Genomic DNA, 22,951 nt, shown 5'->3' with positions numbered 1-22,951 from the left:
CGACTAGCGTCGGGGATCCCGGACGAGAGGAGAACCGCATGACTGCGCGGGACGATCTCAGAGCACAGAAGGCGCTGCAGGGAGTCGACTTCCCGGCGTCGAAGGACGACCTCGTCGGCTATGCCGAGGAGCGCGACGTCGACGCCAAGTCGCTGCAGGCCCTGCGCGCGCTGCCCGATCAGCGATTCGAGAGCATGGACGACGTGGTCGAGGCCGTGCCCCAGGAGCCCGAGGGCCAGGACGCGCCGGGCGGCACTGAGCGCTGAGCCGTCCGACGACCGGACGCAGGGAAGGAGCACCACCCATGAACACCGACGACGTGACCGACCTGGTGCGGCGGCGTGGCGAGTACTCCTCCGAGGACGAGGCTCGGCGGGTCACCACCGAGGTGCTGACCGTGCTGGGGAGCCGCGATCTGGGCGGAGAGGCCGCCCGCCTGGCGGCCCAGCTGCCGAGCGGTTTCGCCGAGCTGCTGACCGATCCCGGGGAGGATGCCGGGCGATTCGGAGAGGACGAGTTCATCGAGCGTCTCCGGGGCCGGCTCGACCAGACTGCCGATCAGGCCCGCGACGCCGCGCATGCGGTGCTGTCCTCGATCGCCGAGGCGGTCAGCGAGGGGGAGCGGACCGACTTCATGGCCGCCCTGCCCACGGACCTCTCCGGATACGCGCGCTGGAGCTGACTCCGAGATGACGGGCGGATGAGTGACGCGGGGCCGGCACCGGCCCCGCGTCGCTCATCCGCGCGGGCGGTCGTCGTCCGCGCCGCGGTCCGGTCCGTCCGTGCCCCGGTCGCCCTGGTCCTCCGAGCCTCGACGGTCCTCTTCGGACTGCCGCGTGTTCTGCGGCCGGACGTCCGCCGCGTGGTACTGTTCGGCCAGCTCGTCCTCGGCATCGGCGTCGGCGTCGGCCTGCTGTCGGGCCGCGGTCCGGCGGCGGCCGGAGACGATCGCGGCCAGCTGCTCGCCGGCGGCCACTCGCTGGCGGTCGAAGAAGAGATAGGCCACCGCCCAGGAGACCAGCAGTCCCACCAGGACGGCGAAGGGCAGCGTGAAGCGGCCGAGCTGCAGGAACATGCACGCGGCGAAGACCACGCAGAAGGTCGCCAGACGGATCAGGGAGTACTTGAGGAGCGCCACCCCTCGATTGTAGGTCGCCGGCCCGCCGTCCGGCGCATCGGGCGGCCGCGGTGCGGTCCGACGTGGAGTGATGCGACCTGCGCCGATGAACTAGGGTGGCAGGTATGAGGCTGATCATTCCGCTCGGGATCGTGGGCCTCGGTCTGGTTATCTACAGCCTGATCGAGTGCATCCAGACCCCGCGCCATCGCCTGCGGGTGATGGGCAAGGCCGCGTGGCTCGCGGTCATCGTGCTCGTGCCGGTCATCGGGGCCGGCCTGTGGCTGGGCTTCGGCCGCCGCCGCGGCGATGCGGGCGCCGGCCCGACGGCGCCGAAGGGCGCCCCCGACGACGACCCGAACTTCCTGCACACGTTGGAGGTCCAGCGCCGCCGGCGTCAGCGCGAGGAGGAGCTGCGCCGCAAGGAGCAGGAGCTCGAGGCCCGGGAGCGGCGGAAGAAGCCTGAGGCCGACCGAGACGACGCCGACGGCGGCTCGCCGGCCGGCACGAACGGCCGGAGCAGCTCGGCAGGTTCCGCCGGCTCGGGCGAGACGGGCCGCACGGACGACTCGAGCGACGGCGCCGACAACACCGGCAACGCCGGCAACACCGACGGCGCGGACGACGCCGATGACACCCCCGAGGCCCCGGGCTCGGACGCGCCGGACCAGCCCCGCTGACCGGGCGCGGACCGCGGAGGCTCAGCCGAGCAGCAGCGCCGCCGAGTGCAGCGCGGCGAAGACCAGCCCGATCTGGCCGGTCAGCTGCAGCACAGTGATCAGCGCGCCGCCGGTATGCCGGGCGGAGAGCATGATCCGCGCCGGGCCGAGGGCGAACGGCACGGCCAGCAGCACCAGCAGGAACCACAGGCTCTGCCCCAGCAGCGTCAGCGGCAGCAGCAGCGCCAGACCGGTCATCACCACGTAGCTCGCCCGGGCGGGACGCTCGCCCAGCCGCACCGCCAGCGTGCGCTTGCCGGATTCGCGGTCGGTGGGGACGTCGCGGACGTTGTTGGCCATCAGCAGCGCCGCGGCGATCAGCCCGTGGCTGACCGCTCCGACGACGGCGCCGGCGCTGAGCTGCTGGGCCATCGCCCAGGTGGTGCCCAGCGTCGCGGCCAGGCCGAAGAACAGGAAGACCATCACTTCGCCCAGCCCGAGGTAGCCGTAGGGCCTCGACCCGCCGGTGTACCACCAGGCCGCCAGCACGCAGACCACCCCGAGGCCGAGCATCCACCACTGCCCGGAGAGCACCACGATGACGAGTCCCGCCAGGGCGGCGACGCCGAAGCTCAGGAAGGCCGCGGCCTTCACCCGGCCCGGGGCCGCCGCGCCGGTGGCGGTCAGCCGCATCGGGCCGACGCGCTCGTCGTCGGTGCCGCGGACGCCGTCGGAATAGTCGTTCGCGTAGTTCACCCCGACCTGCAGCGCCAGCGCCACCACCAGGGCGAGCACGGCGATGAGCAGGTCGAAGGCTCCCAGCGCGGCGGCCGCGGCCGCGCCGATGGCCACCGGGGCGACGGCCATCGGCAGCGTGCGCGGGCGGGCTCCGGCGATCCAGTCATGCGGGGCGGCCATGGGGTTCCTCCAGAGGGTGCGAGGCGGACGGGGAAGCAGGACGAGGACGGCTCACGGCCGGTCCACGGCCAGAAGGTCGAGCAGCCGGCGCCGGTCGGGCTTGCCGGTGGCCAGCAGCGGCAGCGCCGTCAGCACCTGCAGGCTCTTCGGGGCGGCGGCGGGGCCGAGGCGCTCGCGGACGGCGGCGCGCAGGGTCTCGAGGACGGCCTCAGTGCGCGAGGCTGCGTCCAGCACCACCGCCGCACGGACAGTCTGGCCCCAGTCGCGGTCGGCGACGCCGCCGACGAAGGCGTCGGTCACCTCGGGATGCTCGAGCAGCACGGCCCGGACCTGCTCGGCGGAGATCTTCACTCCGCCGGTGGTGATCACGTCGTCGAGGCGGCCGGTGATCGTCAGCCGCGGCACGTTCGAGGGGGTCGCGCCCGACGGCGCCGGGTCGGCGGGGGAGTCCGCGTCCTCGGGGGAGAGGGTGCTCAGGGCGCCGAGGTCGTCGGTGCGGAAGCGGCGATGCCCGGTGGCCGGGTCGACGTCGAAGCGCTCGGCGCTCAGCGCGGCGTCGGTGTAGCCCAGTGCGACCATCGGGCCGGAGAGGCTGATCCGCCCGTCCGCGTCGGCGGAGACGCCGACGCCGGGCAGCGGGCGGCCGTCGTAGACGCAGCCGCCGCAGGTCTCGCTCATCCCGTAGGTGCGCACTACGCGGAGTCCGGCCGCGGCCGCACGCTCGAGCAGCTCGTCCGAGGAGGCGCCGCCGCCGAGCAGGATCCTGTCGAAGCGGCGCAGTGCGGCCGTCGTGCGGTCGTGGCCGGCGTCGAGCAGCCGGGACAGCTGAGTGGGCACCAGGGAGACGAAGCGCCGTTCGGCGGTGAGCTGCTCGGCGGCGGCGGCGAAGCGCTCCGGATCGGTGGTGCCGGTCAGCAGCGGCACCGGCGTCGTGCCGGCCACGAGGCTGCGGGAGAGCACCGCCAGGCCGGCGACGTAGCTGGGCTGCAGGGTGAGCAGCCACTGGCCGTGGCCGCCGAGCGCCTCGGCGGTGGCCTCGGCGGAGGCGCGCAGCGCGGCGGCGGAGAGCAGCGTCTGCTTCGGCGTGCCGGTGGAGCCGGAGGTGCGCACGACGACGGCCGGGCGCTCGACCGAGGCGCCCTCGTCGGCTGTGCCAGGATCGGCGTGGGCGGCCGGATGCGGCAGGTCGAGCACATCGGGCCGCGGCGTCCAGTCCGCGGCGCCGTCGTCGTCGGCCGGGCGGAACTCCAGAGGTGCGGCGTGGCCGCGCAGGGCGGCGTCCAGGGCGTCGAGCGCCTGCGCCGTCCGGCGCTCTGCGGGGCCGGTCGGACTCATCGGCCGCAGGAGGAGTCGGCGGCGGCAGTCTCGGACCGCTCGGTGCCGAGCCGTCGGCAGGCGTCCCGTCCGGTGCCCGTCTCGCGGAATGGGCGGCGGGTGCGTGCTGCCCCCGAGGAGATCTCAGGCATGACCCTCAGACTAGCATCGGCCTTCCGCAGAGGCCGTGCGGCGTGAGCTCGGCGACGCCTCACGCCGCACGGTCGCCCTGCTCAGGAGCGGGCGCCGAACTGTTCGGCCACCTGCTCGCCGACGGTGCCGATGATGTCCTCGTCGGCCGGGCTGAGCCGCTCGGCGGCCATGTCCGCCTGATGCCAGTGCGGGTAGATGATCTCCGGGCGGCTGACCCGGTCGATGGTCGCCAGGTCCTCGGCAGTCAGCTGCAGGGCGGCATAGCCCAGCAGGTCCTCGAGCTGCTCGAGGCTGCGGGCGGCGACGGCGGCGTTGTGCACGCCGGGGCGGGTCAGCGTCCAGGCCAGGGCCACCTGCGGGATGGTGGCGCCGTCGTGCCGGCCGGCCACCTCCTCCAGCGCGTCGACGACGTCGTGGAGGCGGCCCCAGTCCGGCACCCGCATCTCCGCGCCGGTGCCGTCCTTCAGCCGGGAGGGCCCCTCGGGCTGCCGGCCGCGGCGCCACTTTCCGGTGAGCAGGCCCATGTTCAGCGGGCTCCACGGCTGGGTGGAGATGCCGGCGTCGAGCGCGGCGGGGATCTGCTCGTACTCGGCGGTGCGGGTGTAGGCGGAGTAGAGGATCTGCTGGGAGACCGGCTTGATGAAGCCGTTGGCCTCGCAGACCCGCAGGGCCTTCTGCAGCTGCCAGCCCATGTAGTTGGAGACGCCGTAGTAGCGGATCTTCCCGGAGCGCACCAGAGTGTCCATCGTCTCCAGCGTCTCCTCCAGCGGGGTCTGGCCGTCCCACTGGTGCAGGTAGAAGAGGTCGATGTGGTCGCGGCCCAGCCGGGACAGCGAGCGGTCGACTTCGCGCAGCAGGTGCCAGCGGGAGGCGCCGCCGTCGTTGGGGCCGTCGCCGATCACCATGCGGGCCTTGGTGGTGATCAGGAAGTCCTCGGCACAGTCGAGCTTGGTCAGGGCGTCGCCGACGACCTCCTCGGCCACGCCGTTCCCGTAGAGGTTGGCCGTGTCGATCAGGTTGACCCCGGCCTCATGGGCGCGGGCCAGCATCCGGGCGGCGCCGTCGGCGTCGACGTCTCCCATATGGGTGAGCTCCTCGCCGCGGCCGAAGGTCAGCGTGCCCAGGGCGATGGGGGAGACCCGCAGTCCGCAGGTGGGGGAGAGCTGGCGGTGGAACGGCTCGGATCCGGACGGTGCGTAGGGAGTCGGGGTGCTCACGAGGGTGCCTCCTGCTGATCGGCGGAGCGTGTCCACGAGCGAATCTATACCCTCGTCGCGCTGAACTGAATCGTTCCTCCGCGTCGATATGCGGATGCTGGCCTCGACCGTCCTCGCCGGCACCGCCGGTGATACCATCGTGGTATGGCCATGACACTGCGGTTGCCGGAGGAGCTCGAGAAACAGCTGGAGGAGATCGCCTCCCGCAAGCACATCTCCAAGCATGCACTGATCACGCAGAGCGTCGAGCGGCTGGTGCGCAGTGAAGACGAGCAGCAGCAGGTCGACGAAGCCGTCGACTATGCCTTCGAACGCTACGGCGAGGTCATCGAGCGCCTCGCGGACGCCTGATGAAGCGGGTCAGCCTGGAGGCGGCGCTCGGCGTCGTGGGCAGGCTGGGCTTCCACCTGCGGGACGAGGGCCTGTTCGAGTCCGCTCTGGCACGGCCCGTGACCGCCGTCTTCGGTCGATCGGCGTATCCGACTCTCGAGCTCGCTGCGGCCGCCCAGACGGAGTCGCTCGCGAGGAACCACGCGTTGCTCGACGGCAACAAGCGCACGGCCTTCGTGCTGCTGATCGTCTTCCTCCGTCGCAATGGCGCTCAGCTGATCGCCGAGGACGATGCGGCCTTCGACCACATCCTCGACGTCGCCCAGGGGAAACTGACTCTGGAGGAGTCCGCCGCCTTCCTCGAGGCGACCATCCGGCGCTGGCCGTAGGCGATCTGTTCCGGCCCGCCGGCTCAGGGTGGGGCGGGGATGACTCCGTGGCATGTGTGGGAAAGCCGGGCCATTCCCACACGTGCCACAGAGTCATCGCCAGTCATCGCTAGTAGTAGTACGGGAAGTCGGCCCAGTTCGGCTCGCGCTTGGCCAGGAAGGCGTCGCGGCCCTCGACGGCTTCGTCGGTCATGTAGCCCATGCGAGTGGCCTCGCCGGCGAAGACCTGCTGGCCGGCCAGCCCGTCGTCGACGGCGTTGAAGGCGAACTTCAGCATCCGCACCGCCTGCGGGGACTGGCGGGCGACGTCGTCGGCGTACTCCAGGGCGACCTCCTCCAGCTGCTCGTGGTCGACGGCCTCGTTGACCGCCCCGGCGGCGACCATGTCCTCGGCGGAGTGCTCGCGGGCGAGGAAGAAGATCTCGCGGGCCTTCTTCTGGCCGATCTGGCGGGCCAGCAGCGCCGAACCGTAGCCGGCGTCGAAGGAGCCCACGGTCGCATCGGTCTGCTTGAACTTCCCGTGCTGCCGCGAGGCGATCGTCAGGTCCGCGACGACGTGCAGCGAGTGTCCGCCGCCGGCCGCCCAGCCGTTGACGACGGCGACGACGACTTTGGGCATGGTGCGGATCAGTCGCTGCACCTCGAGGATGTGCAGCCGCCCGGCGCGGGCCGGATCGATGGTCTCGGCGGTCTCGCCGTCGGCGTAGTGGTAGCCGTCGCGGCCGCGGATGCGCTGGTCGCCGCCCGAGCAGAAGGAGTGCCCGCCGTCCTTCGGCGAGGGCCCGTTGCCGGTGAGCAGCACGGCGCCGACGTCGGGCGTCATCCGCGCGTGGTCCAGCGTGCGGTGCAGCTCGTCGACGGTGCCCGGGCGGAAGGCGTTGCGCACCTCCGGGCGGTCGAAGGCGATGCGCACCGCCGGCAGATCGCGGAGGACGCGGCCGTCGGCGTCGCGCTCGACGCGGCGGTGGTAGGTGACGTCCTGCAGCTCGAAGCCCTCCACGCGGCGCCACTGCCACGGGTCGAAGAGGTCGGAGACCTGCTCGGGGAGGGGCGGGGTCGAGGCGGCAGAGTCCTGGCGGTCCTGGGAGTCCTGAGCGTCGGTCACGGCCCCGAGTCTATCGCGCGTCGTCGCTGGCCCCTGTTCCGTCCGCGGTCCGCCGACCGTAGGGTGTGGGTATGAGAGACATTCCGGCCGACGGCGGTCTGGACCGCCTGCGCGAGCATTTCCGCCATTTCGCCGAGGTGGAGGCCGCACCGGTCTCGGTGCTCTACGAGGACTGGGGCCTCGGCGTCGCCGCCGACGACGAGATCCTCGAGCGGCTGCTCGCCCTGCCCGGCGACAAGCGGCAGGCGAATCTGCTCTTCGCCGCCGCCCGGCTGCACGGCACGCCGCTGAAGCCCTGGTCCGACGCCCGGGCCCAGGTGCTGGCCCGCTGGCACGACGTCGTCGAGACCATGCGGCTCCGGCGCACCCAGACCAACGAACCCGGGCGCAACGCGGTGACCAATCTGGCGCTGTCCCGCATCGAGGGGCCGGTCGCGCTGATCGAGGTCGGCGCCTCCGCCGGGCTGTGCCTCTACCCGGACGCCTGGACGTTCCGCTACGGCACCCCGGAGGGCCCGGTCGAGCTGGTCCCGCGCGGACCGGTGACCACGGATCTGGAGATCGACTGCGGCCTGGAAGGCGTGGATCCGCCGGAGGCGCTGCCGGAGATCGTCTGGCGCGGCGGCGTCGACCTCAATCCGCTGGACCTGACCCGCGAAGAGGACCTCGCCTGGCTCGAGATGCTGGTCTGGCCGGGCATGGAGCACCGGCTCGAACGCATCGACGCCGGCGCGCAGCTGATCTCCGCCCGGCAGCCCGAGCTGGTCGGCGGCGACCTCAACGCCGAGCTGCCGGACCTGCTGGCCCGCGTGCCCGCGGGCGCCACCCCGGTGGTGATGCATTCGGCGGTGCTGGTCTACCTGTCGCCCGAGGAACGACGGCGCTTCGTCGAGCAGGTGCGTGCGGCCGGGGCGCGCTGGATCAGCAACGAGGGCATCGGCGTGCTGCCGGAGATCGCCGAGCAGCTGCCCGAGGAGGACCGCGACGCGACCGGCTTCATCCTCGCGCTCGACGGCGAGCCGATCGCCCGGACCGGCCCGCACGGGCAGTACGCGCGGCAGCTGGTGCGCTGAGCGGGGTCGCGGCGGGTCGTGGGCACGGAGCGGTCAGCGCTTCCGGGCCAGCACGATGATCTCCGGGGAGTCGGCGTCGAGCTCCTCGCTGTCCCAGTCGCCCCAGAGCTGCTCGACGACGAAGCCGGCCCGCTCCAGCGAGCCGCGCAGCACCTCCAGAGGGCGGAAGCGCAGCGTCTCCTCGGTGGTGACGTGCCGGCCGTCGGGCAGGACCATGTGGCCGCGATGGGTGACCAGCGGGCCGTCGTCCTGCCCGTCCTCGGGCCCCGCCGGATGCTCGACCTGCTCTCCGGCGACATCCTGTTCCCCTGCGACTCTGACCAGCTCGATCCACGAGTCGAAGGTCCCGCCGTCGGGGTGCTCCTGGGTCTCCCGGGTGTGCTCCTCATCCCAGACGTCGAGCTCCAGACCCTCGGGATTGCGCGACTCGAAGGTCAGCGCGCCGCCGGGGACCAGGGCCCGATGCGCGTGGGCGAGGACCTCGTCCCAGGCCGAGCGCTCCAGGAAGTACTGGGCGACGTGGCCCTCCATGAGCACGACGTCGGCGCTCGCCGTCGGCAGCCGGTCGGCGAAGCCGTGGTGCCAGGTCACCTGCTCCTCGAGCCCGGAGGCGGCGGTGCGCGCCTCGGCGGCGTCGATCATCGCCCGGGACGGGTCCACACCGGTGACCCGGATCCCCGCGGCGGCCAGCCGCAGACCCAGCACGCCGGTGCCGCAGCCGATGTCGGCGACGTGCGGGGCATGGGCGGGGTCGAGGACGTGCTCGCCGCCGCCGCCGGCGGCGACGGCCTCGGCGGGCCCGCCGGACCACGCGCCGTCGTCGACCGAGACTCCGACCAGCTCGCCGATCAGTTCGGCGTAGAAGTCGTGGTCCCAGCCGCCGGCGTTCTCGACGTCGTAGACCCGGACATAGTCGGGGTCCTCGGTCCAGGCGTGCTCGGGGAGCGGAGCGGGGACGGCGTCGCCGGGCGCGTCGGCCGCCGTGCCGTCGTCGGCGATCTCCTCAGCCATCGTCCTCCTGCCGTGAGTGGTCACGAATGACCGGATCTCGGGGTCGACACGCCGTGCGTCACCGTCAGAAGTGACCACTCAGCGTCCGGCATCGGCGGCCACACCCAGGTGGTGGGCGATGAAGGCGTAGTCCCAGGCGCGGTCCTTCCAGGCCTCGTACCGGCCCGAGGCGCCGCCGTGGCCGCCGTCCATCTCGATCTTGAACACGATCGGCGCCTCGCCCTGCTGGTGCTCGCGCAGCCGCTGCACCCACTTGGTCGGCTCCACGTAGAGCACGCGGGTGTCGTTGAGCGAGGTCACCGCCGCGATCGCCGGGTAGGCGGCGTCGTGGACGTTCTCATACGGCGAGTAGGACTTCATGCACCAGTAGACGTCCTCGTCGGTGATCGGGTTGCCCCACTCCTCCCACTCGAGGGCCGAGAGCGGCAGATCCGGATCCAGGATGGAGGTCAGGTTGTCCACGAAGGGCACCTGCGCGACGATCGCGACGTACTTCTCCGGAGCCATGTTCGCCACGGCGCCCATCAGCAGTCCGCCGGCCGAGCCGCCCCAGGCGGCGATCCGCTCGGGATCGGCCCAGCCGGTGGTCACAAGGTGGTCGGTGGCGGTGACGAAGTCGCGGAAGGTGTTGGGCTTGGCCAGCTTCTTGCCGTCCTCGTACCAGCCGCGGCCCAGTTCGCCGCCGCCGCGGACATGGGCGACGGCGACGACGATCCCGCGGTCCAGCAGCGACAGCGAGGCGATCTGCAGCGACGGGTCCATGCTGATCTCGTAGGAGCCGTAGCCATAGATCAGCGTCGGGTTGCCGCTGTCCGGGGTCACGTCGCGGTGGTGCAGGACCGTCACCGGAATCTGGACCTGAGCTCCGGAGGCGTCGACGTCGTCGGTGGGTGCCCAGATCCGCGTGGCGCGGTAGGCGTCCAGGTCGACGTCGTGCACCGGAGTCTCGCGGCGCAGGATCGGCTCCGGGGAGCCCTCTCCGGATGTCGGGTGAGGGATGTCGTAGATTCGCGGCGGAGTGAACCAGGAGGTGTAGGCCACGCGGAACAGCGGGGCCTCGTAGCGGGCGGAGGCGAGGAAGCAGGTGTAGAGGTCCGCGTCGAAGCGCAGCCCGTCCAGCTGCGAAGTCGGCGTCGGGGTCGCGCCGTCGCGGACGGCCCGCAGCGTGGCCAGCGGCAGGCGCTGGACCGACTCGATCGTGTCGCGCCGGGAACTGACCAGCACCTCGGCGGCGGTGACGGCCACGCCCTCGAGCTTCACCGTCTCCTCATGCGGCAGCACAGTGGTGCCCAGATCCAGCGGCTCGTCCTCGCTCTGGGCGCGCAGCGCCGCGGTCGAGGTCAGCGAGAGCGCGTTGTTCGCGCCGGACTGGTTGTGCGTGATCAGCAGGACGCCGTCGCCGTCGAGCTCGATCGGCTCCACTGTGTGCAGCAGCCGGCGGGCGGCGCTGATCAGCAGCTGCGGCTCGGCGTCGGGGGCGGTGAGGTCCAGCAGCCGGGACTCGTCGTATTCGGCGTTGCCGGAGATGATCAGCAGCTCGCGCTCGTCGGCGGAGGTCTCGATGCCGGTCCAGAGCTGCTCGTCGTCGATCTGCAGCAGCATCCGGTCCGAGGCGGCCGGCGTGCCGACGGTGTGGACCCAGAGCTGGTGGGGGCGCCAGGCGGCGTCGGCGACCATGTAGTAGGCGCGCTCGCCGGCCGGGTCCAGCACCGGGCCGCCGTGGACGTTCTCCACCGCCTCGTCCAGCGTCTCGCCGGAGCTCAGGTCGCGGAAGCGCAACGAGTGGTGCTCGTCGCCGGAGGTGTCCTCGCTGTAGGCCAGCAGGTGTCCGGCCTGATCACGGGTCATGCCGCCGAGCTGGTAGAAGGGGTGCTTCGCCGCCTCGGCGTTGGTGTCGAAGTAGGTCTCCTCGCCGGCCAGTGCGACGCCGGGCTCGACCTCCGGCGGCGTCCAGGCGGCCAGCCCGCCGTCGTCGGGCGCGGCCGGCACGCGGCAGAAGACCGGGTGCTGCTCGCCCTCGATAGTGCGGGTGAAGTACCACCAGTCGCCCTGCCGCGAGGGCACGGACAGGTCCGTCTCGACAGTGCGGTGCTTGGTCTCGGCGAAGAACGTGTCACGCAGCGACTGCTGGTCGGCGGTGACTACCTCTGTGTAGGCGTTCTCGGCGTGCAGGTGGTCGAGGACCTCCTGCGACTCCTTGTCCCGGAGCCACTCGTACGGATCGACGACAGTGTCGCCGTGGTGGGTGCGCTCGACGGGGACCTGCGTCGCCTGCGGGGGAGTGGGGGCGTCAGACATGGCTCCATTCAATCAGGTGGAGCGGCGCCGCCTCCGATCGGTCACCTGCCGTCGGCGACGTCCAGCCGGGCCTGGGCGACGATGACGGCGAGATGGGCGCCGGTGTCGGCCCCGACCTTGTCCATCGCGCGGCGGACGGTGGACTTCACCGTGCTGGGGGAGAGGTGCAGCGTCTCGGCGATGTCCTGATAGGTCTTGCCGCCTCCGATGAGGCCGGCCACCTGGAGCTCGCGGTCGGCGAGTCCGGTGACCTGGTGGCGCGCGTCCTGGCACACCCGGTCGGTGGTCGGGGTGACATAGCTGGCGATCAGCCGGGAGGTCATGGCCGGCGAGATCATCGGGTCGCCGTCGTGGGTCATGCGGATCGCCGTGGCCAACAGGTCCGGGGCGTCGGTCTTCAGCAGGAAGCCCGTGGCCCCGGCGTCGAGGGCCCCGCGCAGGTAGCGGTCGGTGTCGAAGCTGGTCACCGCCAGCACGGCGGGCGGGGTCAGCTGTCTGCGGAGGCGACGAGTGGTCTCGACTCCGTCCAGGGCGCCGCGCAGGTGCAGGTCCATCAGGACGACGTCGGGCTGGTGGGCCCGGACCGCCGCCACGGCCTCCTGCCCGGTGCCGGCGGTGCCGAGGACGCTGACATCCTCTTCCGGCACCAGGATGTTCTGCAGCGAGCCGAGGACCAGGGGGTCGTCGTCGACTGCCACCACGGAGATCTGCACCCCGACAGCCTACCAACGCGGCGGTGGCCGGCGTCGCGAGCAGGACGGTTCCGGGTCCGGCTCAGGCGTCGGCGTCGTCCGCCGCCCACGGCAGGTGCACAGTGAGCGTGAACAGGCCGTCGGCGTGCTGGACCTCCGCCGTGCCGCCCAGCAGCTGGGCCCGTTCCCGGATGCCGGTCAGCCCGGTGCCGGAGCCTGAGGTGAAACGGGCCGAGTCCGCGGTGCGATTGCTGACCCGCAGGTCGATGCCCCGGCCGGGAGAGCCGGCGATGCTGACCTCCGCGGCACGATCGCTGCTGTGGCGCAGGACGTTGGTCAGCGCCTCCCCGGTGATGCGGCGGACGGTGTGCTGCAGGGCCTGCGGTGCGGTCGAGTAGCCGTCCACCAGCACGAAGGGGCGCACCTGCACCCCCTGGGCGGAGGCCTCCTCGAAGAGCGCCTGCAGGTCGGTGATCCCCTGGGGTGCGGGTGCGGGAGCGTCGTCGTCGGCTCCGCTCTCCCGCAGCGAGGTCAGCAGGGCGCGCAGGTTGGTGAGCGCCTGGTCCGCGTAGTCGCGGGTGGTGCGCAGCCCTTCGCGGAGCTGGGGGTCCTGGGTGGTCTGGACGGCCTTCTCCAGCCCGCCCACGTGCAGGGAGAGCCCGGAGAGGTCGGAGGCGAGGGTGTCGTGCACCTCCCGGGCCAGCTCGTCGCGCTCTCGCCGGCGGGTCAGCTGTTCGGAGAGCTGTTCGCTGGTGTGCTCGGCGGCACGGGCCTGGGCCTCGGCGGCCTCGGCGGAGCGGCGCTGCCGGGTCCACAGCGAGATGCCCAGCACCAGGCCGAGGCACAGCACAGTCAGCGCGACGACGGTGATCTGACCGGTGCGTCGGTGCTCCTCGTCCGGCCAGCCGGAGAGCGCGTGCAGGTGCAGGCCCGCGCTGATCAGGATCACGGCGACCCCGGCCGCCGCGACGACCCAGTGCCACCGGCGGCGAGCCCGGACGATCCATACCGTCAGTCCCACCGCCAGCACGAAGGGATCCAGGCCCAGCAGCAGCGCGGCGACGGTGCCGGCGAGCATCGGCACCAGCGGAGCGTGGCGGTAGAGGGGCAGGGTGAGCAGCGCCAGCATGCCCAGCCCCGCCATGACGACGCCGAAGTCCGTGGCCTCCCCGGTGGCGGGGTCGGCCAGGGCGGGGTCCGTCATCGTCGCCGACACCAGGACCAGCAGGCCGACGACGATCATCGTGAGCACGATGAGACCGGAGACGACGGCGCGCACGGTCCGGGGCCAGGTTCGCGGGAGCATTCCGCCAGTGTAATGAGATCCCGCCGCTGGTCGGAGACCGGATCGGGGCGCGAAGTCTGCCCGATCGGGCATGCTTCTCGGCCCGATCCGGCGTTCCGCGGCGGGGCGGGGGTCCGCGAGGCTCGTCAGAGCACATCGACGTGCATCACTCGCAGAACTCCAGAGAAGAGAGCAGGTACCCCCGATGACCACGACTCATACTGAACCCGCCGCCGTCGCCTCCGGACCCGGTCGGAACGTCCTGGGCCTGATCGCCCTGATCACCGCGATCCTCGGAACGATCTTCGCCTGCATCCCGGGGGCGCTGATCCTCGGCTGGGTGCTGCTGCCGATCGCGTTCATCCTGGCGCTGGTGTCCCTGTTCCTGCGGGACAGGAAACGCGGCACCGGGATCGCCGCGCTGGTCGTGTCCGTGGTGGGCACCGTCATCGGAGTCGTCGTCTTCTTCGCAGTGGTCGCCGACTCCTTCGACGAGGCCTTCTCGGACGAGACCACCGTCTCGGATCCTGAGGCGGATGCGAGCGACGCCGAGGAGGCCGGGTCCGAGGACGCCGGGTCCGAGGACGCCGGATCTGAGGAGGCCGCCGACGGTGAGCAGGGCACCCGGGCGAACCCCTACGCGCCGGGCGCGGAGATCTCCAGCTCCGACTGGGCGGTGACGGTCAACAGCGTGGATCTGGACGCCACCGACGCCGTCCTGGCGGAGAACGAGTTCAACGAGGCTCCGGAGGAGGGACACACCTACATCCTGGTCGACATCACCGTGCAGTACACCGGGGACGACCCCGAGGGCAGCATGCCGATGACGAGCGTCGCGTATGTCTCCCCGGAGGGGAACACCTTCGACGGCACTGACATGTCCGCCATGGCTCCGAACAGCTTCGACTCGATGAGCACGCTGTACGAGGGCGCCTCGACCACCGGAAACATCGCCCTGCAGGTTCCCGCCGACAGCCTCGAGGACGGGACGCTGAAGGTCTCGCCGGGCATGCTCGCCGACGACGTGTTCGTCGCTGTGGACTGAGCCGCCCGGTCCAGGTGCTCGCAGGCGAGCACCTGGAGCGTACGCCGACGGATGGTCCGATGCCGCGGGGGAACCGGCCGGGCCATCCGCCGGCGGCGTCCATGCCGTCGTCGTTCCGATCATCACGGCGCTTTCGCCATCTCACGGAGATGCAGCGCCGTGACCTGGCGAAAAGTTCATGACCATGGCGCAACCCCGGCCCCGCCGCAGCCCGGCGCCGTCGTCACCGCTCGCGCGCGGACGGCTCCATCCCCACCGCATTGGCCGCCTGCGAGACAAGCGCCAGCGCGTCCCACGAGATGCTCACCAGCCGGGTCCCGCGCGTCGCCGGCGGATCCCACAGCTCCTCGATGAGCTCTCCGAGGCGGGCCTCGGTGAGCGTGTCCAGTGACGCGAGCGGGGACTCGACGACCGCACGTCCAGAGTCGCGCAGCAGCTGTGGCGTCAGCGTCGGGATCCTGCGAAGTCGCCGGACTCCTGCGGAGGGCGGAGCAGCAGATGGCGCACGACTGCGCGCCGTGACGCAGGAGAAGATACGTCGACGCGCTGACGACCAGCACCGCCGCCCGGACCGAGACTGGCGGCATCCACGGACATCCGCGTGACGGGAGGTCGTCATGATCCGCAGTTCTGCCCCTGAGATCGTCGGCATTCGGAGACGCCGCCGACTCCGTCCCGATATCCGCCGAGCTGTCCTGTTGACCCACATCCTCGCCGCCGCGCTCTGGTTCGGCGTCGACATCGCGTTGAGCATCCTGCTGTTCACCGCGATGTTCGGCGACGATCCCACCACGGTCAGCGGCGCCCTGACCGTCGCCGGTCGCATCGCGGTATGGCCCATGGCCGGCGCCAGCCTGGTCACCCTCATCTCGGGGGCGGCACTCGGACTCGGCAGCCGCTACGGACTGCTCCGGTACTGGTGGGTGCTGCTCAAACTGGTGATCACCGTCGTGATGGGCCTCCTCATCATGCTCGCGCTGCGACCCGGCCTCGACGACGCTGCGGCCCTGGCCCCGGCAGTCGCGGCCGGCGACGCCATCGTCGGTCTGGCCCCGGAGCTTCTCGGCCCTGCGCTCGTCGCTCCGACGATGCTGCTGACAGCCTTCGTCCTCGCGGTGTATCGCCGCCCTGGACGGATCCGCGGCTCCCACCGGACGGAGCCCGAAAGGAGGACGGTATGACCACCCACCGCCTCGCGCCACACGGGTCTGCGGATCCCGGAGATTCGGCGCCTCCGGCGGAGGTCATGGGGCTGACGCGCCGGTACCGGGGCGCAGCCGCCGTCGACCAGCTCGACCTGAGGCTCGTCCGCGGGGAGGTCTATGGCTTCCTCGGGCCCAACGGTGCCGGCAAGACGACGACCATGCGCATGCTCATGGGGCTGGTGCGGCCGACCGCCGGGTCGATCCGCCTCTTCGGACGGCCCGTCGGGCCCGCGTCGCTGAGCCGCGTCAGCGCCTTGATCGAGGCACCGGCCTTTCGCCGGCATCTGAGCGGACGGCGGAACCTTCAGGCGTTGGCCCACCACGCCCGCGTGCCCCGCGAGAGGGTGGGGAAGGCGCTGGACGCGGTCCGCCTCGCCGATCGTGCCGACGAACCTGTGACGGCGTTCTCGATGGGCATGACCCAGCGACTCGGCCTGGCCGCGGTACTGCTGAAGGATCCTCGGCTGCTGATCCTCGACGAGCCCGCCAACGGCCTCGATCCCGCCGGCATCGTGGAGATGCGGCGGCTGCTGCGTCGCCTGGCCGATGAGGGTCGCACGGTGCTGCTCTCCAGCCACCTGATGGGCGAGGTCGAACAGATCTGCGACCGCGTCGGCATCATCCGCCGCGGGGAGATGGTCATGGAGTCGACCGTGGCACAGCTGCGCAGCGGCGGCGCCCTGCACGTGCTGGCAGAGCCACAGGAGTCCGCCCGTCGTCTGCTGGCGGGCCGAGTTGGCAGCGCCGCAGTGCGCCAGGACGGCGAGCGTCTCCTCATCGCCACTGGTCCGTATCGGGCCGCCGAGCTCAACGAGCTGCTCATCGAGTCCGGCCACGCCGTCGCCGAGCTCAGTTGGTGCGAGCCGGACCTCGAGCAGATGTTCCTGCGACTGACGGAGGACCATGATGATCCGTGACCTGGCCGCGGCGGTCCGCGCCGAAGCGACCGTGCAGAGCCGCCGTCCGGCGCTCGGGGTGATCCTGGGCGTGGGGTGCCTGCTCATGCTGACCTTCGCCTACATCATCCCCGCTGTGGGAGCCGACGGCGGCCCGGGGGAGGATCGTGCTCTGAGCAGCATGCTGCCGGAGCAGTTCCTCGCCGCACCGCTGGGCCCGCTGCCGGTCTTCGCCGGAGCTCTCGCGCTGACGGCAGGAGCGCTCATCGCGGGATCCGAGCACGTCGAGGGGACCTGGACGACCGTGTTCGTCCAGCAGCCCCGTCGGCTCGTCGTCCATGGCGGCAAGCTGATCGCCGTGACGGCGTTCGCAGCCGTGATGCTGGTTCTCCTCTTCGGCGTCGCAGCCGCGGCGAGCCTGACCGTCGCCCTGATCGAGGGGATGCCGGTGGACTGGCCGCCGATCGTCGACGTCGTCCGCGCCTACGGCACGGGATGGCTGGCACTGACGATGTGGGGCGCGGTCGGCGCGCTGCTGGCGACGGCGGCCCGGTCCGTCGCGCTGCCGATCGGGATCGGGCTGGTCTGGATCCTGGCAGTGCAGAACCTGCTCTCCGTACTGGCCGCTCCGCTGCTCTCCTGGTATGCGGAGGCCCAGTGGCTCCTGCCGGGCCCGGCCGTCGGATCGGTCGTCGCCGCCGTCGGCGCAGCGAACAGCGCGCCGGGCGTCCAAGTCGTCGCCGACGCCGGACCGGCGGCTCTGGTCCTGGTCTGTTACCTGCTGACATCGACGCTGATCAGTGGTTGGCTCGTCCACCATAGGGATGTCTGCTGACGGACGGAGACGAATCGAGGATGCCGGAGACCGCGCGGATCTCGCGAGGCGACGTGGCGCTGGCCGTCGCCCTGGCCGTAGTGGTCAGCTTCGGAACGGTCTTCACGCTCCGGACGGCGGAGGGATCGGGCCCGGACGTGCTCCCCGTGGCGCTGGTGCTGATCGCACCGATCAGCCTGGTGCTGCGACGGCGTCGCCCGTTCCTCGTCCTGGCCGTCTGCGCGGTCACGACCTCGACGCACCTGCTGCTCGGCCACCCGCCCGGACCGGTGCTCCTGGCCGTGGCGGTGGCGGTCTACTCCGTGGCGACGCTGTCGCCGACGACGACGGCGACGATCGCAGCCGCGCTCGCCGCCGCGGTCCTGCTCCCGCACACTGTCCTGGAGGACTCGCTCTGGCCGGGACTGGGCTTCGCGCTGGCCTGGGCCGCCGTTCCCTGCAGCATCGGAATCGCCGTGCGGGTGACCCGTCTGCAGCAGGCTGCCGCCCGGCGGCAGGAGCTTCGCCGTCATGCTGACGAAGAGCGCCTGCGTCTGGCCCAGGACGTCCACGACGTCGTCGGTCATGGACTGGCCGCGATCAAGATGCAGGCCGACGTCGCCCTCCATGTGCTCTCGCGCAGCCCTGAGCAGGCCGAGTCGGCCCTGCACAGGATCAGCGGCACGGCCGCCGAAGCATTGGAGGAGGTGCGCGGCACGCTGCGGTCGGTCCGAGAGGACGAAGGATCCGAGGAACTGGCCCCGCGGCCGCTCGCCGTCGACGACCTCGTGGAGCGGATGGCCGCGGCCGGGCTGCAGGTCGAGGCGACCGGGCAGGGACTCCGGGAGCCGCTGCCGCCGGAGGTGCGTTCCGTCGGGCATCGAGTGCTCCGAGAGGCGCTCACGAATGCCCTGCGGCACGGTGCCGACGGCACGGCTCACGTGGCATCGACCCGCACCGCAGGACAGCTCGAGATCACCGTGACGAATCCGTGCCGCGACCGGCCCCCGGAGGACCCGTTCGGCGCGGCGGGGATGGGATTGCGCAGCATGCAGGACCGTGTGCGTGCCCTGGGCGGGGAGTTTCAGGCCGGGGTCACCGAGTCGGAGGAGGCCCCGGAGCGCGTAGAGCACGCGTCGCGGCAGTTCCGGGTGCGAGCCACGATCCCCGTGGAGGAGCCGCGATGATCCGCATCGTCGTCGCCGACGACCAGGAACTGATGCGCATGGGGCTGCGCACGCTGATCGAGAACGAGGACGGTCTGGAGTGCGCGGGGGAGGCCTCGGACGGTCTGCAGACCGTTGACGTCGTGCGACGTGTCCGTCCCGACATCGTCCTCATGGATATCAGGATGCCCGGCATCGACGGGCTCGAAGCCACTCGGCGGATCACCGCCGACCCGGCGCTCGTCGGCACGCGGATCATCGTGCTGACGACGTTCGAGAACGACGACTACGTCGTGTCTGCGCTTCGCGGTGGGGCCAGCGGCTTCCTCCTGAAGGACACCCCGCCCACCGGGCTCGTGGACGCGCTCCGGGTGGTCTCCTCCGGAGAGTCGCTGCTCTCTCCGCGGGCGACGACGATGCTGGTTCGACGATTTCTCCAGGGCGCGGACGACGCCTCGCGGCCGGTACCGGCGATGCCGGCGGAGGGCCCTGCGGCAGAGCTGACCGCGCGGGAGACGGAGGTGATGGGGCTCGTGGGCCGCGGGTCGAGCAATACGGAGATCGCCGAGGCGCTGACCATCAGCGTGGCCACGGCACGGACGCACGTGGGCCGCATCCTCGCGAAGACCGAGGCGCGGGACCGGGCCCAGCTCGTCGTCCTCGCGCACCAGTGGGGGCTGGTGTGACGTCGGTCGGCGCCGTCGTCACCCCTCGCGCGCGGCCGGCTCCATCCCCACCACATAGGCGGCCTGGGAGACATGCGCCAGCGCGTCCAGCGAGATGCTCACCAGCCGGGTCCCGCGCGCGACCGGCGGATCCCACTGGTCGTCGATGATCTCGCCGAGCCGGGCCTCGGTGAGCGTGTCCAGGTAGGCCAGCTGGGCCTCGACGACAGCGCGCAGATGCTCGAGCAGCAACTCGGCGTCGTCGATCTGCACCGCCCGGGCCTGCGCGCCGCTGTGGCCCAGGCCCATGTCATGCCGGTCCAGGCCCAGGCTGAAGCGGGACTCGAACCCGCTGCGCGTCCAGACCGGCTCCTCGCCGGTCAGCGCGGAGAGCTGCTCGTCGATCTCGCGGGCGGCGTGCCACAGCAGCCAGGCCGGCGAGTTGTCATGGTCGGGGTGGGCGTTCAGCACCTCCGGCGTCAGCGCACTGCGCAGCGACTCGGCCTCGTCCAGCGGCCGCTGCGCGACGTCCTTCAGGATCTCCACGGAGTCCATGCGGTCTCTCCTCCCGTCGTCGTGCTGCGTCGTCGACGTGTCACGCCCTCGCCGTGGTGTCACGTCCTCGCCCGGATGTGACATCCGGGCGAGGACGTGACGCGCCCACGGAGGGCGGGACCGCCTCCGTTCGGAACGTGACACAGTCCGTCGGGCCGGGGCAAGAGCTGAGCTCACTCCCCGGCGCGGACCAGCCCCGACTCGTAGGCGATCACCACGATCTGGGCCCGGTCGCGCAGCCCCAGCTTCGTCAGGATCCGCGAGACGTGGGTCTTCACCGTCTGCTCGGCCAGATGCAGCGCCTCGGCGATCTCGGTGTTGGCCATCCCGCGAGCGACTTCGGTCATGATCTCGCGTTCGCGGTCGGTCAGCTCGGCCAGCAGGTGCAGCCGCTGCGGCGACGGCGAGCGGCCCACGTAGTCGGCGATCAGCGTGCGGGTGACCTTCGGCGAGAGCAGCGCCTCGCCCTCGGCCACCACGCGGACGGCATGGATCAGCTCCTCCGGAGTGGCGTCCTTGAGCAGGAACCCGCTGGCCCCGGCGCGCAGCGCGTCGACGACGTACTCGTCGGCGTCGAACGTGGTCAGCATCACGATCCGCGGCGGCGTGCCGGCCATGTGGGACAGCTGCCGCGTCGCCTCCAGCCCGTTGACTCCGGGCATGCGGATGTCCATGAGCACGACGTCGGGGCGGCAGCGACGCACGACGTCGACGATCCCGGCGCCGTCCTCGGCGGTCTCGACGACGGCGAGGTCCTCCTGGGCGTCGAGCAGCGCGGCGAAGCCGGCGCGGATCATCGACTGGTCGTCGACGATCAGCACCCGCACCGGCGAGCCGGCGGCGGAGCGGTCCGTCGGGGAGACGCCGTCGGACGCCTCGGAGGGCGGCGGCAGCGGGGCAGGCGTCATGTTCCCACGCTACCGCGCCGGAGCCGCGATCCCTCCCGCGTATCCGACCTGGATGGCTCTGTGGTGTGATGACAGCATCAGACCCCACCGCCCAGACTTCCACCCCATGGTCACCCTCCGCCCCGCCGACGGTCCGGCGAGCATGCTGCGCCGGCTGATCCGCGACGCCGCCTATGTGCTGCCCGGCCTGCCCGTCGCCATCTTCGGCTTCAGCCTGCTGGTCAGCCTCTTCGCGCTCTCCCTGGCGACCTCGGTCCTCTGGGTCGGCGCCCTGCTGCTGCCGCTGACGCTGATCGTCGCCTCCGGATTCGCCGAGCTCTCCCGTCGCCGTCTGCGGTTCTGGGGCGCGACTCCGGCCCCGGTGCGGTATCGCCCGCGCGGCCCCGGCGTCGCCGGGCTGGTCCGGCTCCTCGGCGATCCGCGCCGCTGGCTGGACCTGGTCTTCGAGACGGTCATCGCCCTGCCCGCCCGGCTGGTCACCTTCACCGTGGCGCTGATCTGGATCCTCGGCGCGCCGGCGGAGCTGACCTACTTCTTCTGGTCGCTCTTCGTCCCCGGCGAGCGCGGACTGCTCGCGCTGCTCGCCGTCGTCCGCCCGGAGCTGGTGCCCGCCGGCGAACTCGCCGGCTACGCCCTCGACTCCGGGGCGCACTTCCTGCTCGGCGTCGTGCTGCTGGTGACGCTGCCGATGGTCCTGCACGGGCTGGCCGCCTTCGACGCCGCGCTGGCCACGAGCCTGCTGGGCTCCGAGCGACGCCGGCGGACGGAGAGGGCCGACGCCGGCGCGGACGCCCGCTCCGGGGGCGACGGCGACGCCGAGGCCGCCGCCGACCCCTCCGCCGCCGAGACCCAGGCCTCGTTCTCCGCAGCGGCCTGGTCCTGGATGGGCACCAGTTTCAGCGCCGTGGTGCTGCTGGCCGTCGGCTGGCCGCTGACCAGCGCGCTCTACGCCGTCGACGTCGCGCTCGCGATGGTGCTGGTGGTGCTCCACTGCGCGGCGCTGCTGCTGACCCTGCGGCGTGCCTGGGCCGGCCTCGCCGTCGGGCTGCTGGCCTCCGCGGCGACGATGTCGGCCACCGCGTCGGCCGGCGTCGGCGTCTGGCCGTGGCCGGTGACCACGATGATCACCCAGTGCGCCGTGCTGCTGGTCGCCGCGCTGACCCGGCGCTGGTTCTGCGCCGCCGGCGGATGGGCCGCCGGCGCCCTGCTCAGCGTCGGCACGCTGCTCGCCGCCGCGCCCGACCTGCCCGCCGGCTCGGTGACGACTTCCACCGTCTTCGTCGCCGTCAGCGCGGCGGTGGTGGTGCTGGGCATCCTGACCCGCCAGTGGATCCTCCATGCCGGGCGGCTGGAGGTCTCGGAGCGCACCAGCGCCCAGCAGACCCGGCGGCGGCGTGAGCTGGAGGAGCGCAACCGCATCGCGCGCGAGCTGCATGACGTCGTCGCCCACAGCATGTCAGTGGTCAGCGTCCAGGCCTCCACGGCCCCGTATCGGCATCCTTCGCTCGGGGAGGAGGCCCGCGAGGAGTTCGCCGAGATCGCCCGCTCCAGCCGCCGGGCGCTCTCCGAGATGCGCATGCTGCTGGGGATCCTGCGCGGCGACGACGACGCGCCCACCGGGCCGGCGCCGGGTGTGGAGGAGATCGGCCAGCTGGTGGAGTCCACCCGGGCCTCCGGGGCGACGATCACCGTGCGCGGCGTCGAGGAGCTGCCCGAGGTGCCCTCGGCGGTGGGCATCGCCGCCTACCGGCTGGTCCAGGAGGCGCTGAGCAATGCGCTGCGCCATGGGCCGGGGGCGCGCGTCGACGTCGTCGCGGGGGTCGAGGACGGCGCGGCGGGACGCCGACTGCGCATCGACGTGGTCAACACCGCCCCGGCCGGCGACTCCGCGGCCGTGCCGGGGGCGGGGCTGGGACTGCACGGCATCCGCGAGCGGGTCGGAGCGGTCGGCGGCTCAGTGGAGGCCGGGCCGACCGACGTCGGCGGCTTCGCCGTGCGCGCGAGCCTGCCGCTGGACGAGGAGTGACCCGGACGGAGCGGGGCCGGCCGCGCCCGGCCTCGCCTTCCGGGACGCCCCTCTCTCCCTCGGGATGACTCTGTGGAACGTGTGGGAATGCGGGAACTTTCCCACACGTC

25 protein-coding genes are annotated in these 22,951 nt (G+C 72.1%); 13 read left to right on the top strand and 12 right to left on the bottom strand.

Annotated features, from left to right (window positions below; translation table 11 throughout):
* The first annotated feature begins 38 nt into the window (after nucleotides 1–38).
* Nucleotides 39–266 carry a DUF2795 domain-containing protein gene (locus tag ABD652_RS00630; RefSeq protein ID WP_153142746.1) on the top strand — a complete coding sequence of 76 codons (228 nt, stop codon included), beginning with the start codon at nucleotides 39–41 and terminating at the stop codon, nucleotides 264–266.
* A 38-nt stretch (nucleotides 267–304) separates the two neighbouring features.
* Nucleotides 305–682 (top strand): DUF2267 domain-containing protein, encoded by a 378-nt coding sequence (locus tag ABD652_RS00625; protein ID WP_344717255.1) that lies wholly within the window; start codon nucleotides 305–307, stop codon nucleotides 680–682.
* A gap of 54 nt (nucleotides 683–736) precedes the next feature.
* On the opposite strand, the gene ABD652_RS00620 is transcribed toward ABD652_RS00625, so the two are convergent.
* Nucleotides 737–1,138 (bottom strand): DUF4229 domain-containing protein, encoded by a 402-nt coding sequence (locus ABD652_RS00620; protein ID WP_344717254.1) that lies wholly within the window; start codon nucleotides 1,136–1,138, stop codon nucleotides 737–739.
* 104 nt (nucleotides 1,139–1,242) lie between these two features.
* Here ABD652_RS00620 and ABD652_RS00615 point away from each other — a divergent pair, with 104 nt between their 5' ends.
* Nucleotides 1,243–1,797 (top strand): PLD nuclease N-terminal domain-containing protein, encoded by a 555-nt coding sequence (locus ABD652_RS00615; protein ID WP_344717252.1) that lies wholly within the window; start codon nucleotides 1,243–1,245, stop codon nucleotides 1,795–1,797.
* A gap of 21 nt (nucleotides 1,798–1,818) precedes the next feature.
* Here ABD652_RS00615 and ABD652_RS00610 read toward each other — a convergent pair whose 3' ends face one another.
* From ABD652_RS00610 to ABD652_RS00595, 4 genes are all read right to left on the bottom strand, one after another.
* Entirely contained in the window at nucleotides 1,819–2,694 is an 876-nt protein-coding gene (locus tag ABD652_RS00610; RefSeq protein WP_344717251.1) for a 1,4-dihydroxy-2-naphthoate polyprenyltransferase, read from the bottom strand.
* A 51-nt stretch (nucleotides 2,695–2,745) separates the two neighbouring features.
* Nucleotides 2,746–4,029, bottom strand: a complete 1,284-nt coding sequence (locus ABD652_RS00605; protein ID WP_344717250.1) for an AMP-binding protein — start codon at nucleotides 4,027–4,029, stop codon at nucleotides 2,746–2,748.
* Complete coding sequence (locus ABD652_RS00600; RefSeq protein ID WP_344717249.1) at nucleotides 4,026–4,160, bottom strand: hypothetical protein; 135 nt, start codon at nucleotides 4,158–4,160, stop codon at nucleotides 4,026–4,028. The genes ABD652_RS00605 and ABD652_RS00600 overlap by 4 nt, the downstream gene beginning before the upstream one ends.
* Before the next feature lie 81 nt (nucleotides 4,161–4,241).
* Entirely contained in the window at nucleotides 4,242–5,378 is a 1,137-nt protein-coding gene (locus tag ABD652_RS00595) for an aldo/keto reductase (protein WP_344717248.1), read from the bottom strand.
* 144 nt (nucleotides 5,379–5,522) lie between these two features.
* Here ABD652_RS00595 and ABD652_RS00590 point away from each other — a divergent pair, with 144 nt between their 5' ends.
* Nucleotides 5,523–5,729: a hypothetical protein gene (locus ABD652_RS00590; RefSeq protein WP_344717247.1), complete on the top strand. Its 207-nt coding sequence runs from the start codon at nucleotides 5,523–5,525 to the stop codon at nucleotides 5,727–5,729.
* The gene (locus ABD652_RS00585; protein WP_344717246.1) at nucleotides 5,729–6,097 is read left to right on the top strand and encodes a type II toxin-antitoxin system death-on-curing family toxin; all 369 of its coding nucleotides are present in this window, start codon (nucleotides 5,729–5,731) and stop codon (nucleotides 6,095–6,097) included. Before ABD652_RS00590 ends, ABD652_RS00585 begins: the two co-directional genes overlap by 1 nt.
* Before the next feature lie 109 nt (nucleotides 6,098–6,206).
* Here ABD652_RS00585 and ABD652_RS00580 read toward each other — a convergent pair whose 3' ends face one another.
* The gene (locus ABD652_RS00580) at nucleotides 6,207–7,202 is read right to left on the bottom strand and encodes a 1,4-dihydroxy-2-naphthoyl-CoA synthase (RefSeq protein ID WP_344717245.1); all 996 of its coding nucleotides are present in this window, start codon (nucleotides 7,200–7,202) and stop codon (nucleotides 6,207–6,209) included.
* Nucleotides 7,203–7,273: 71 nt separating this feature from the next.
* Between ABD652_RS00580 and ABD652_RS00575 the strand changes: the two genes are divergently transcribed.
* Nucleotides 7,274–8,275 (top strand): DUF2332 domain-containing protein, encoded by a 1,002-nt coding sequence (locus ABD652_RS00575; protein WP_344717244.1) that lies wholly within the window; start codon nucleotides 7,274–7,276, stop codon nucleotides 8,273–8,275.
* A 33-nt stretch (nucleotides 8,276–8,308) separates the two neighbouring features.
* Here the strand turns inward: ABD652_RS00575 and ABD652_RS00570 are convergent, their stop codons facing one another.
* From ABD652_RS00570 to ABD652_RS00555, 4 genes are all read right to left on the bottom strand, one after another.
* A complete protein-coding gene (locus ABD652_RS00570; protein WP_344717243.1) occupies nucleotides 8,309–9,286 on the bottom strand; it encodes a class I SAM-dependent methyltransferase in 978 nt (325 codons plus the stop codon).
* 78 nt (nucleotides 9,287–9,364) lie between these two features.
* Nucleotides 9,365–11,584, bottom strand: coding sequence for a S9 family peptidase (locus ABD652_RS00565; RefSeq protein ID WP_344717241.1), 2,220 nt, complete (start codon nucleotides 11,582–11,584; stop codon nucleotides 9,365–9,367).
* Between the two features lie 41 nt (nucleotides 11,585–11,625).
* Nucleotides 11,626–12,297: a response regulator transcription factor gene (locus ABD652_RS00560; RefSeq protein WP_344717240.1), complete on the bottom strand. Its 672-nt coding sequence runs from the start codon at nucleotides 12,295–12,297 to the stop codon at nucleotides 11,626–11,628.
* Between the two features lie 61 nt (nucleotides 12,298–12,358).
* On the bottom strand, nucleotides 12,359–13,582 hold the full coding sequence (locus tag ABD652_RS00555; protein ID WP_344717239.1) for a sensor histidine kinase: 1,224 nt from the start codon (nucleotides 13,580–13,582) through the stop codon (nucleotides 12,359–12,361).
* A gap of 184 nt (nucleotides 13,583–13,766) precedes the next feature.
* On the opposite strand from ABD652_RS00555, the gene ABD652_RS00550 reads away from it, so the two are divergent.
* From ABD652_RS00550 to ABD652_RS00525, 6 genes are all read left to right on the top strand, one after another.
* Nucleotides 13,767–14,606, top strand: coding sequence for a DUF4352 domain-containing protein (locus ABD652_RS00550; protein WP_344717238.1), 840 nt, complete (start codon nucleotides 13,767–13,769; stop codon nucleotides 14,604–14,606).
* A 698-nt stretch (nucleotides 14,607–15,304) separates the two neighbouring features.
* Nucleotides 15,305–15,787 carry a hypothetical protein gene (locus tag ABD652_RS00545; RefSeq protein ID WP_344717237.1) on the top strand — a complete coding sequence of 161 codons (483 nt, stop codon included), beginning with the start codon at nucleotides 15,305–15,307 and terminating at the stop codon, nucleotides 15,785–15,787.
* Complete coding sequence (locus ABD652_RS00540; RefSeq protein ID WP_344717236.1) at nucleotides 15,784–16,728, top strand: ABC transporter ATP-binding protein; 945 nt, start codon at nucleotides 15,784–15,786, stop codon at nucleotides 16,726–16,728. Before ABD652_RS00545 ends, ABD652_RS00540 begins: the two co-directional genes overlap by 4 nt.
* On the top strand, nucleotides 16,715–17,542 hold the full coding sequence (locus ABD652_RS00535; protein WP_344717235.1) for an ABC transporter permease: 828 nt from the start codon (nucleotides 16,715–16,717) through the stop codon (nucleotides 17,540–17,542). Before ABD652_RS00540 ends, ABD652_RS00535 begins: the two co-directional genes overlap by 14 nt.
* Before the next feature lie 20 nt (nucleotides 17,543–17,562).
* Nucleotides 17,563–18,708, top strand: a complete 1,146-nt coding sequence (locus ABD652_RS00530; protein ID WP_344717234.1) for a sensor histidine kinase — start codon at nucleotides 17,563–17,565, stop codon at nucleotides 18,706–18,708.
* Nucleotides 18,705–19,373, top strand: a complete 669-nt coding sequence (locus tag ABD652_RS00525; RefSeq protein ID WP_344717232.1) for a response regulator — start codon at nucleotides 18,705–18,707, stop codon at nucleotides 19,371–19,373. Before ABD652_RS00530 ends, ABD652_RS00525 begins: the two co-directional genes overlap by 4 nt.
* 18 nt (nucleotides 19,374–19,391) lie before the next feature.
* Here ABD652_RS00525 and ABD652_RS00520 read toward each other — a convergent pair whose 3' ends face one another.
* Both ABD652_RS00520 and ABD652_RS00515 read right to left on the bottom strand, forming a co-directional pair.
* Nucleotides 19,392–19,907: a DinB family protein gene (locus ABD652_RS00520; protein ID WP_344717231.1), complete on the bottom strand. Its 516-nt coding sequence runs from the start codon at nucleotides 19,905–19,907 to the stop codon at nucleotides 19,392–19,394.
* A gap of 173 nt (nucleotides 19,908–20,080) precedes the next feature.
* Nucleotides 20,081–20,815 carry a response regulator gene (locus tag ABD652_RS00515; protein WP_344717230.1) on the bottom strand — a complete coding sequence of 245 codons (735 nt, stop codon included), beginning with the start codon at nucleotides 20,813–20,815 and terminating at the stop codon, nucleotides 20,081–20,083.
* Nucleotides 20,816–20,921: 106 nt separating this feature from the next.
* On the opposite strand from ABD652_RS00515, the gene ABD652_RS00510 reads away from it, so the two are divergent.
* Nucleotides 20,922–22,841 (top strand): sensor histidine kinase, encoded by a 1,920-nt coding sequence (locus ABD652_RS00510; protein WP_344717229.1) that lies wholly within the window; start codon nucleotides 20,922–20,924, stop codon nucleotides 22,839–22,841.
* The last annotated feature ends 110 nt before the right edge of the window (nucleotides 22,842–22,951 follow it).

This window comes from Nesterenkonia halobia, assembly GCF_039536005.1.
In the GTDB taxonomy this organism is placed as follows: Bacteria; Actinomycetota; Actinomycetes; order Actinomycetales; family Micrococcaceae; genus Nesterenkonia; species Nesterenkonia halobia.
Note: the sequence above shows the minus strand (reverse complement) of the source record. Positions and strands in the feature narration are given on the sequence as shown.

What these genes read in the sequence shown, in the direction of transcription:
- ABD652_RS00570 (WP_344717243.1), bottom strand. Translation starts at nt 9,286, where the DNA reads ATGGCTGAGGAGATCGCCGACGACGGCACGGCGGCCGACGCGCCCGGC.
- ABD652_RS00630 (WP_153142746.1), top strand. Translation starts at nt 39, where the DNA reads ATGACTGCGCGGGACGATCTCAGAGCACAGAAGGCGCTGCAGGGAGTC.
- ABD652_RS00610 (WP_344717251.1), bottom strand. Translation starts at nt 2,694, where the DNA reads ATGGCCGCCCCGCATGACTGGATCGCCGGAGCCCGCCCGCGCACGCTG.
- ABD652_RS00530 (WP_344717234.1), top strand. Translation starts at nt 17,563, where the DNA reads ATGCCGGAGACCGCGCGGATCTCGCGAGGCGACGTGGCGCTGGCCGTC.
- ABD652_RS00510 (WP_344717229.1), top strand. Translation starts at nt 20,922, where the DNA reads ATGGTCACCCTCCGCCCCGCCGACGGTCCGGCGAGCATGCTGCGCCGG.
- ABD652_RS00615 (WP_344717252.1), top strand. Translation starts at nt 1,243, where the DNA reads ATGAGGCTGATCATTCCGCTCGGGATCGTGGGCCTCGGTCTGGTTATC.
- ABD652_RS00605 (WP_344717250.1), bottom strand. Translation starts at nt 4,029, where the DNA reads ATGAGTCCGACCGGCCCCGCAGAGCGCCGGACGGCGCAGGCGCTCGAC.
- ABD652_RS00600 (WP_344717249.1), bottom strand. Translation starts at nt 4,160, where the DNA reads ATGCCTGAGATCTCCTCGGGGGCAGCACGCACCCGCCGCCCATTCCGC.
- ABD652_RS00520 (WP_344717231.1), bottom strand. Translation starts at nt 19,907, where the DNA reads ATGGACTCCGTGGAGATCCTGAAGGACGTCGCGCAGCGGCCGCTGGAC.
- ABD652_RS00555 (WP_344717239.1), bottom strand. Translation starts at nt 13,582, where the DNA reads ATGCTCCCGCGAACCTGGCCCCGGACCGTGCGCGCCGTCGTCTCCGGT.
- ABD652_RS00550 (WP_344717238.1), top strand. Translation starts at nt 13,767, where the DNA reads ATGACCACGACTCATACTGAACCCGCCGCCGTCGCCTCCGGACCCGGT.
- ABD652_RS00575 (WP_344717244.1), top strand. Translation starts at nt 7,274, where the DNA reads ATGAGAGACATTCCGGCCGACGGCGGTCTGGACCGCCTGCGCGAGCAT.
- ABD652_RS00515 (WP_344717230.1), bottom strand. Translation starts at nt 20,815, where the DNA reads ATGACGCCTGCCCCGCTGCCGCCGCCCTCCGAGGCGTCCGACGGCGTC.
- ABD652_RS00540 (WP_344717236.1), top strand. Translation starts at nt 15,784, where the DNA reads ATGACCACCCACCGCCTCGCGCCACACGGGTCTGCGGATCCCGGAGAT.
- ABD652_RS00525 (WP_344717232.1), top strand. Translation starts at nt 18,705, where the DNA reads ATGATCCGCATCGTCGTCGCCGACGACCAGGAACTGATGCGCATGGGG.
- ABD652_RS00590 (WP_344717247.1), top strand. Translation starts at nt 5,523, where the DNA reads ATGGCCATGACACTGCGGTTGCCGGAGGAGCTCGAGAAACAGCTGGAG.
- ABD652_RS00585 (WP_344717246.1), top strand. Translation starts at nt 5,729, where the DNA reads ATGAAGCGGGTCAGCCTGGAGGCGGCGCTCGGCGTCGTGGGCAGGCTG.
- ABD652_RS00625 (WP_344717255.1), top strand. Translation starts at nt 305, where the DNA reads ATGAACACCGACGACGTGACCGACCTGGTGCGGCGGCGTGGCGAGTAC.
- ABD652_RS00535 (WP_344717235.1), top strand. Translation starts at nt 16,715, where the DNA reads ATGATGATCCGTGACCTGGCCGCGGCGGTCCGCGCCGAAGCGACCGTG.
- ABD652_RS00565 (WP_344717241.1), bottom strand. Translation starts at nt 11,584, where the DNA reads ATGTCTGACGCCCCCACTCCCCCGCAGGCGACGCAGGTCCCCGTCGAG.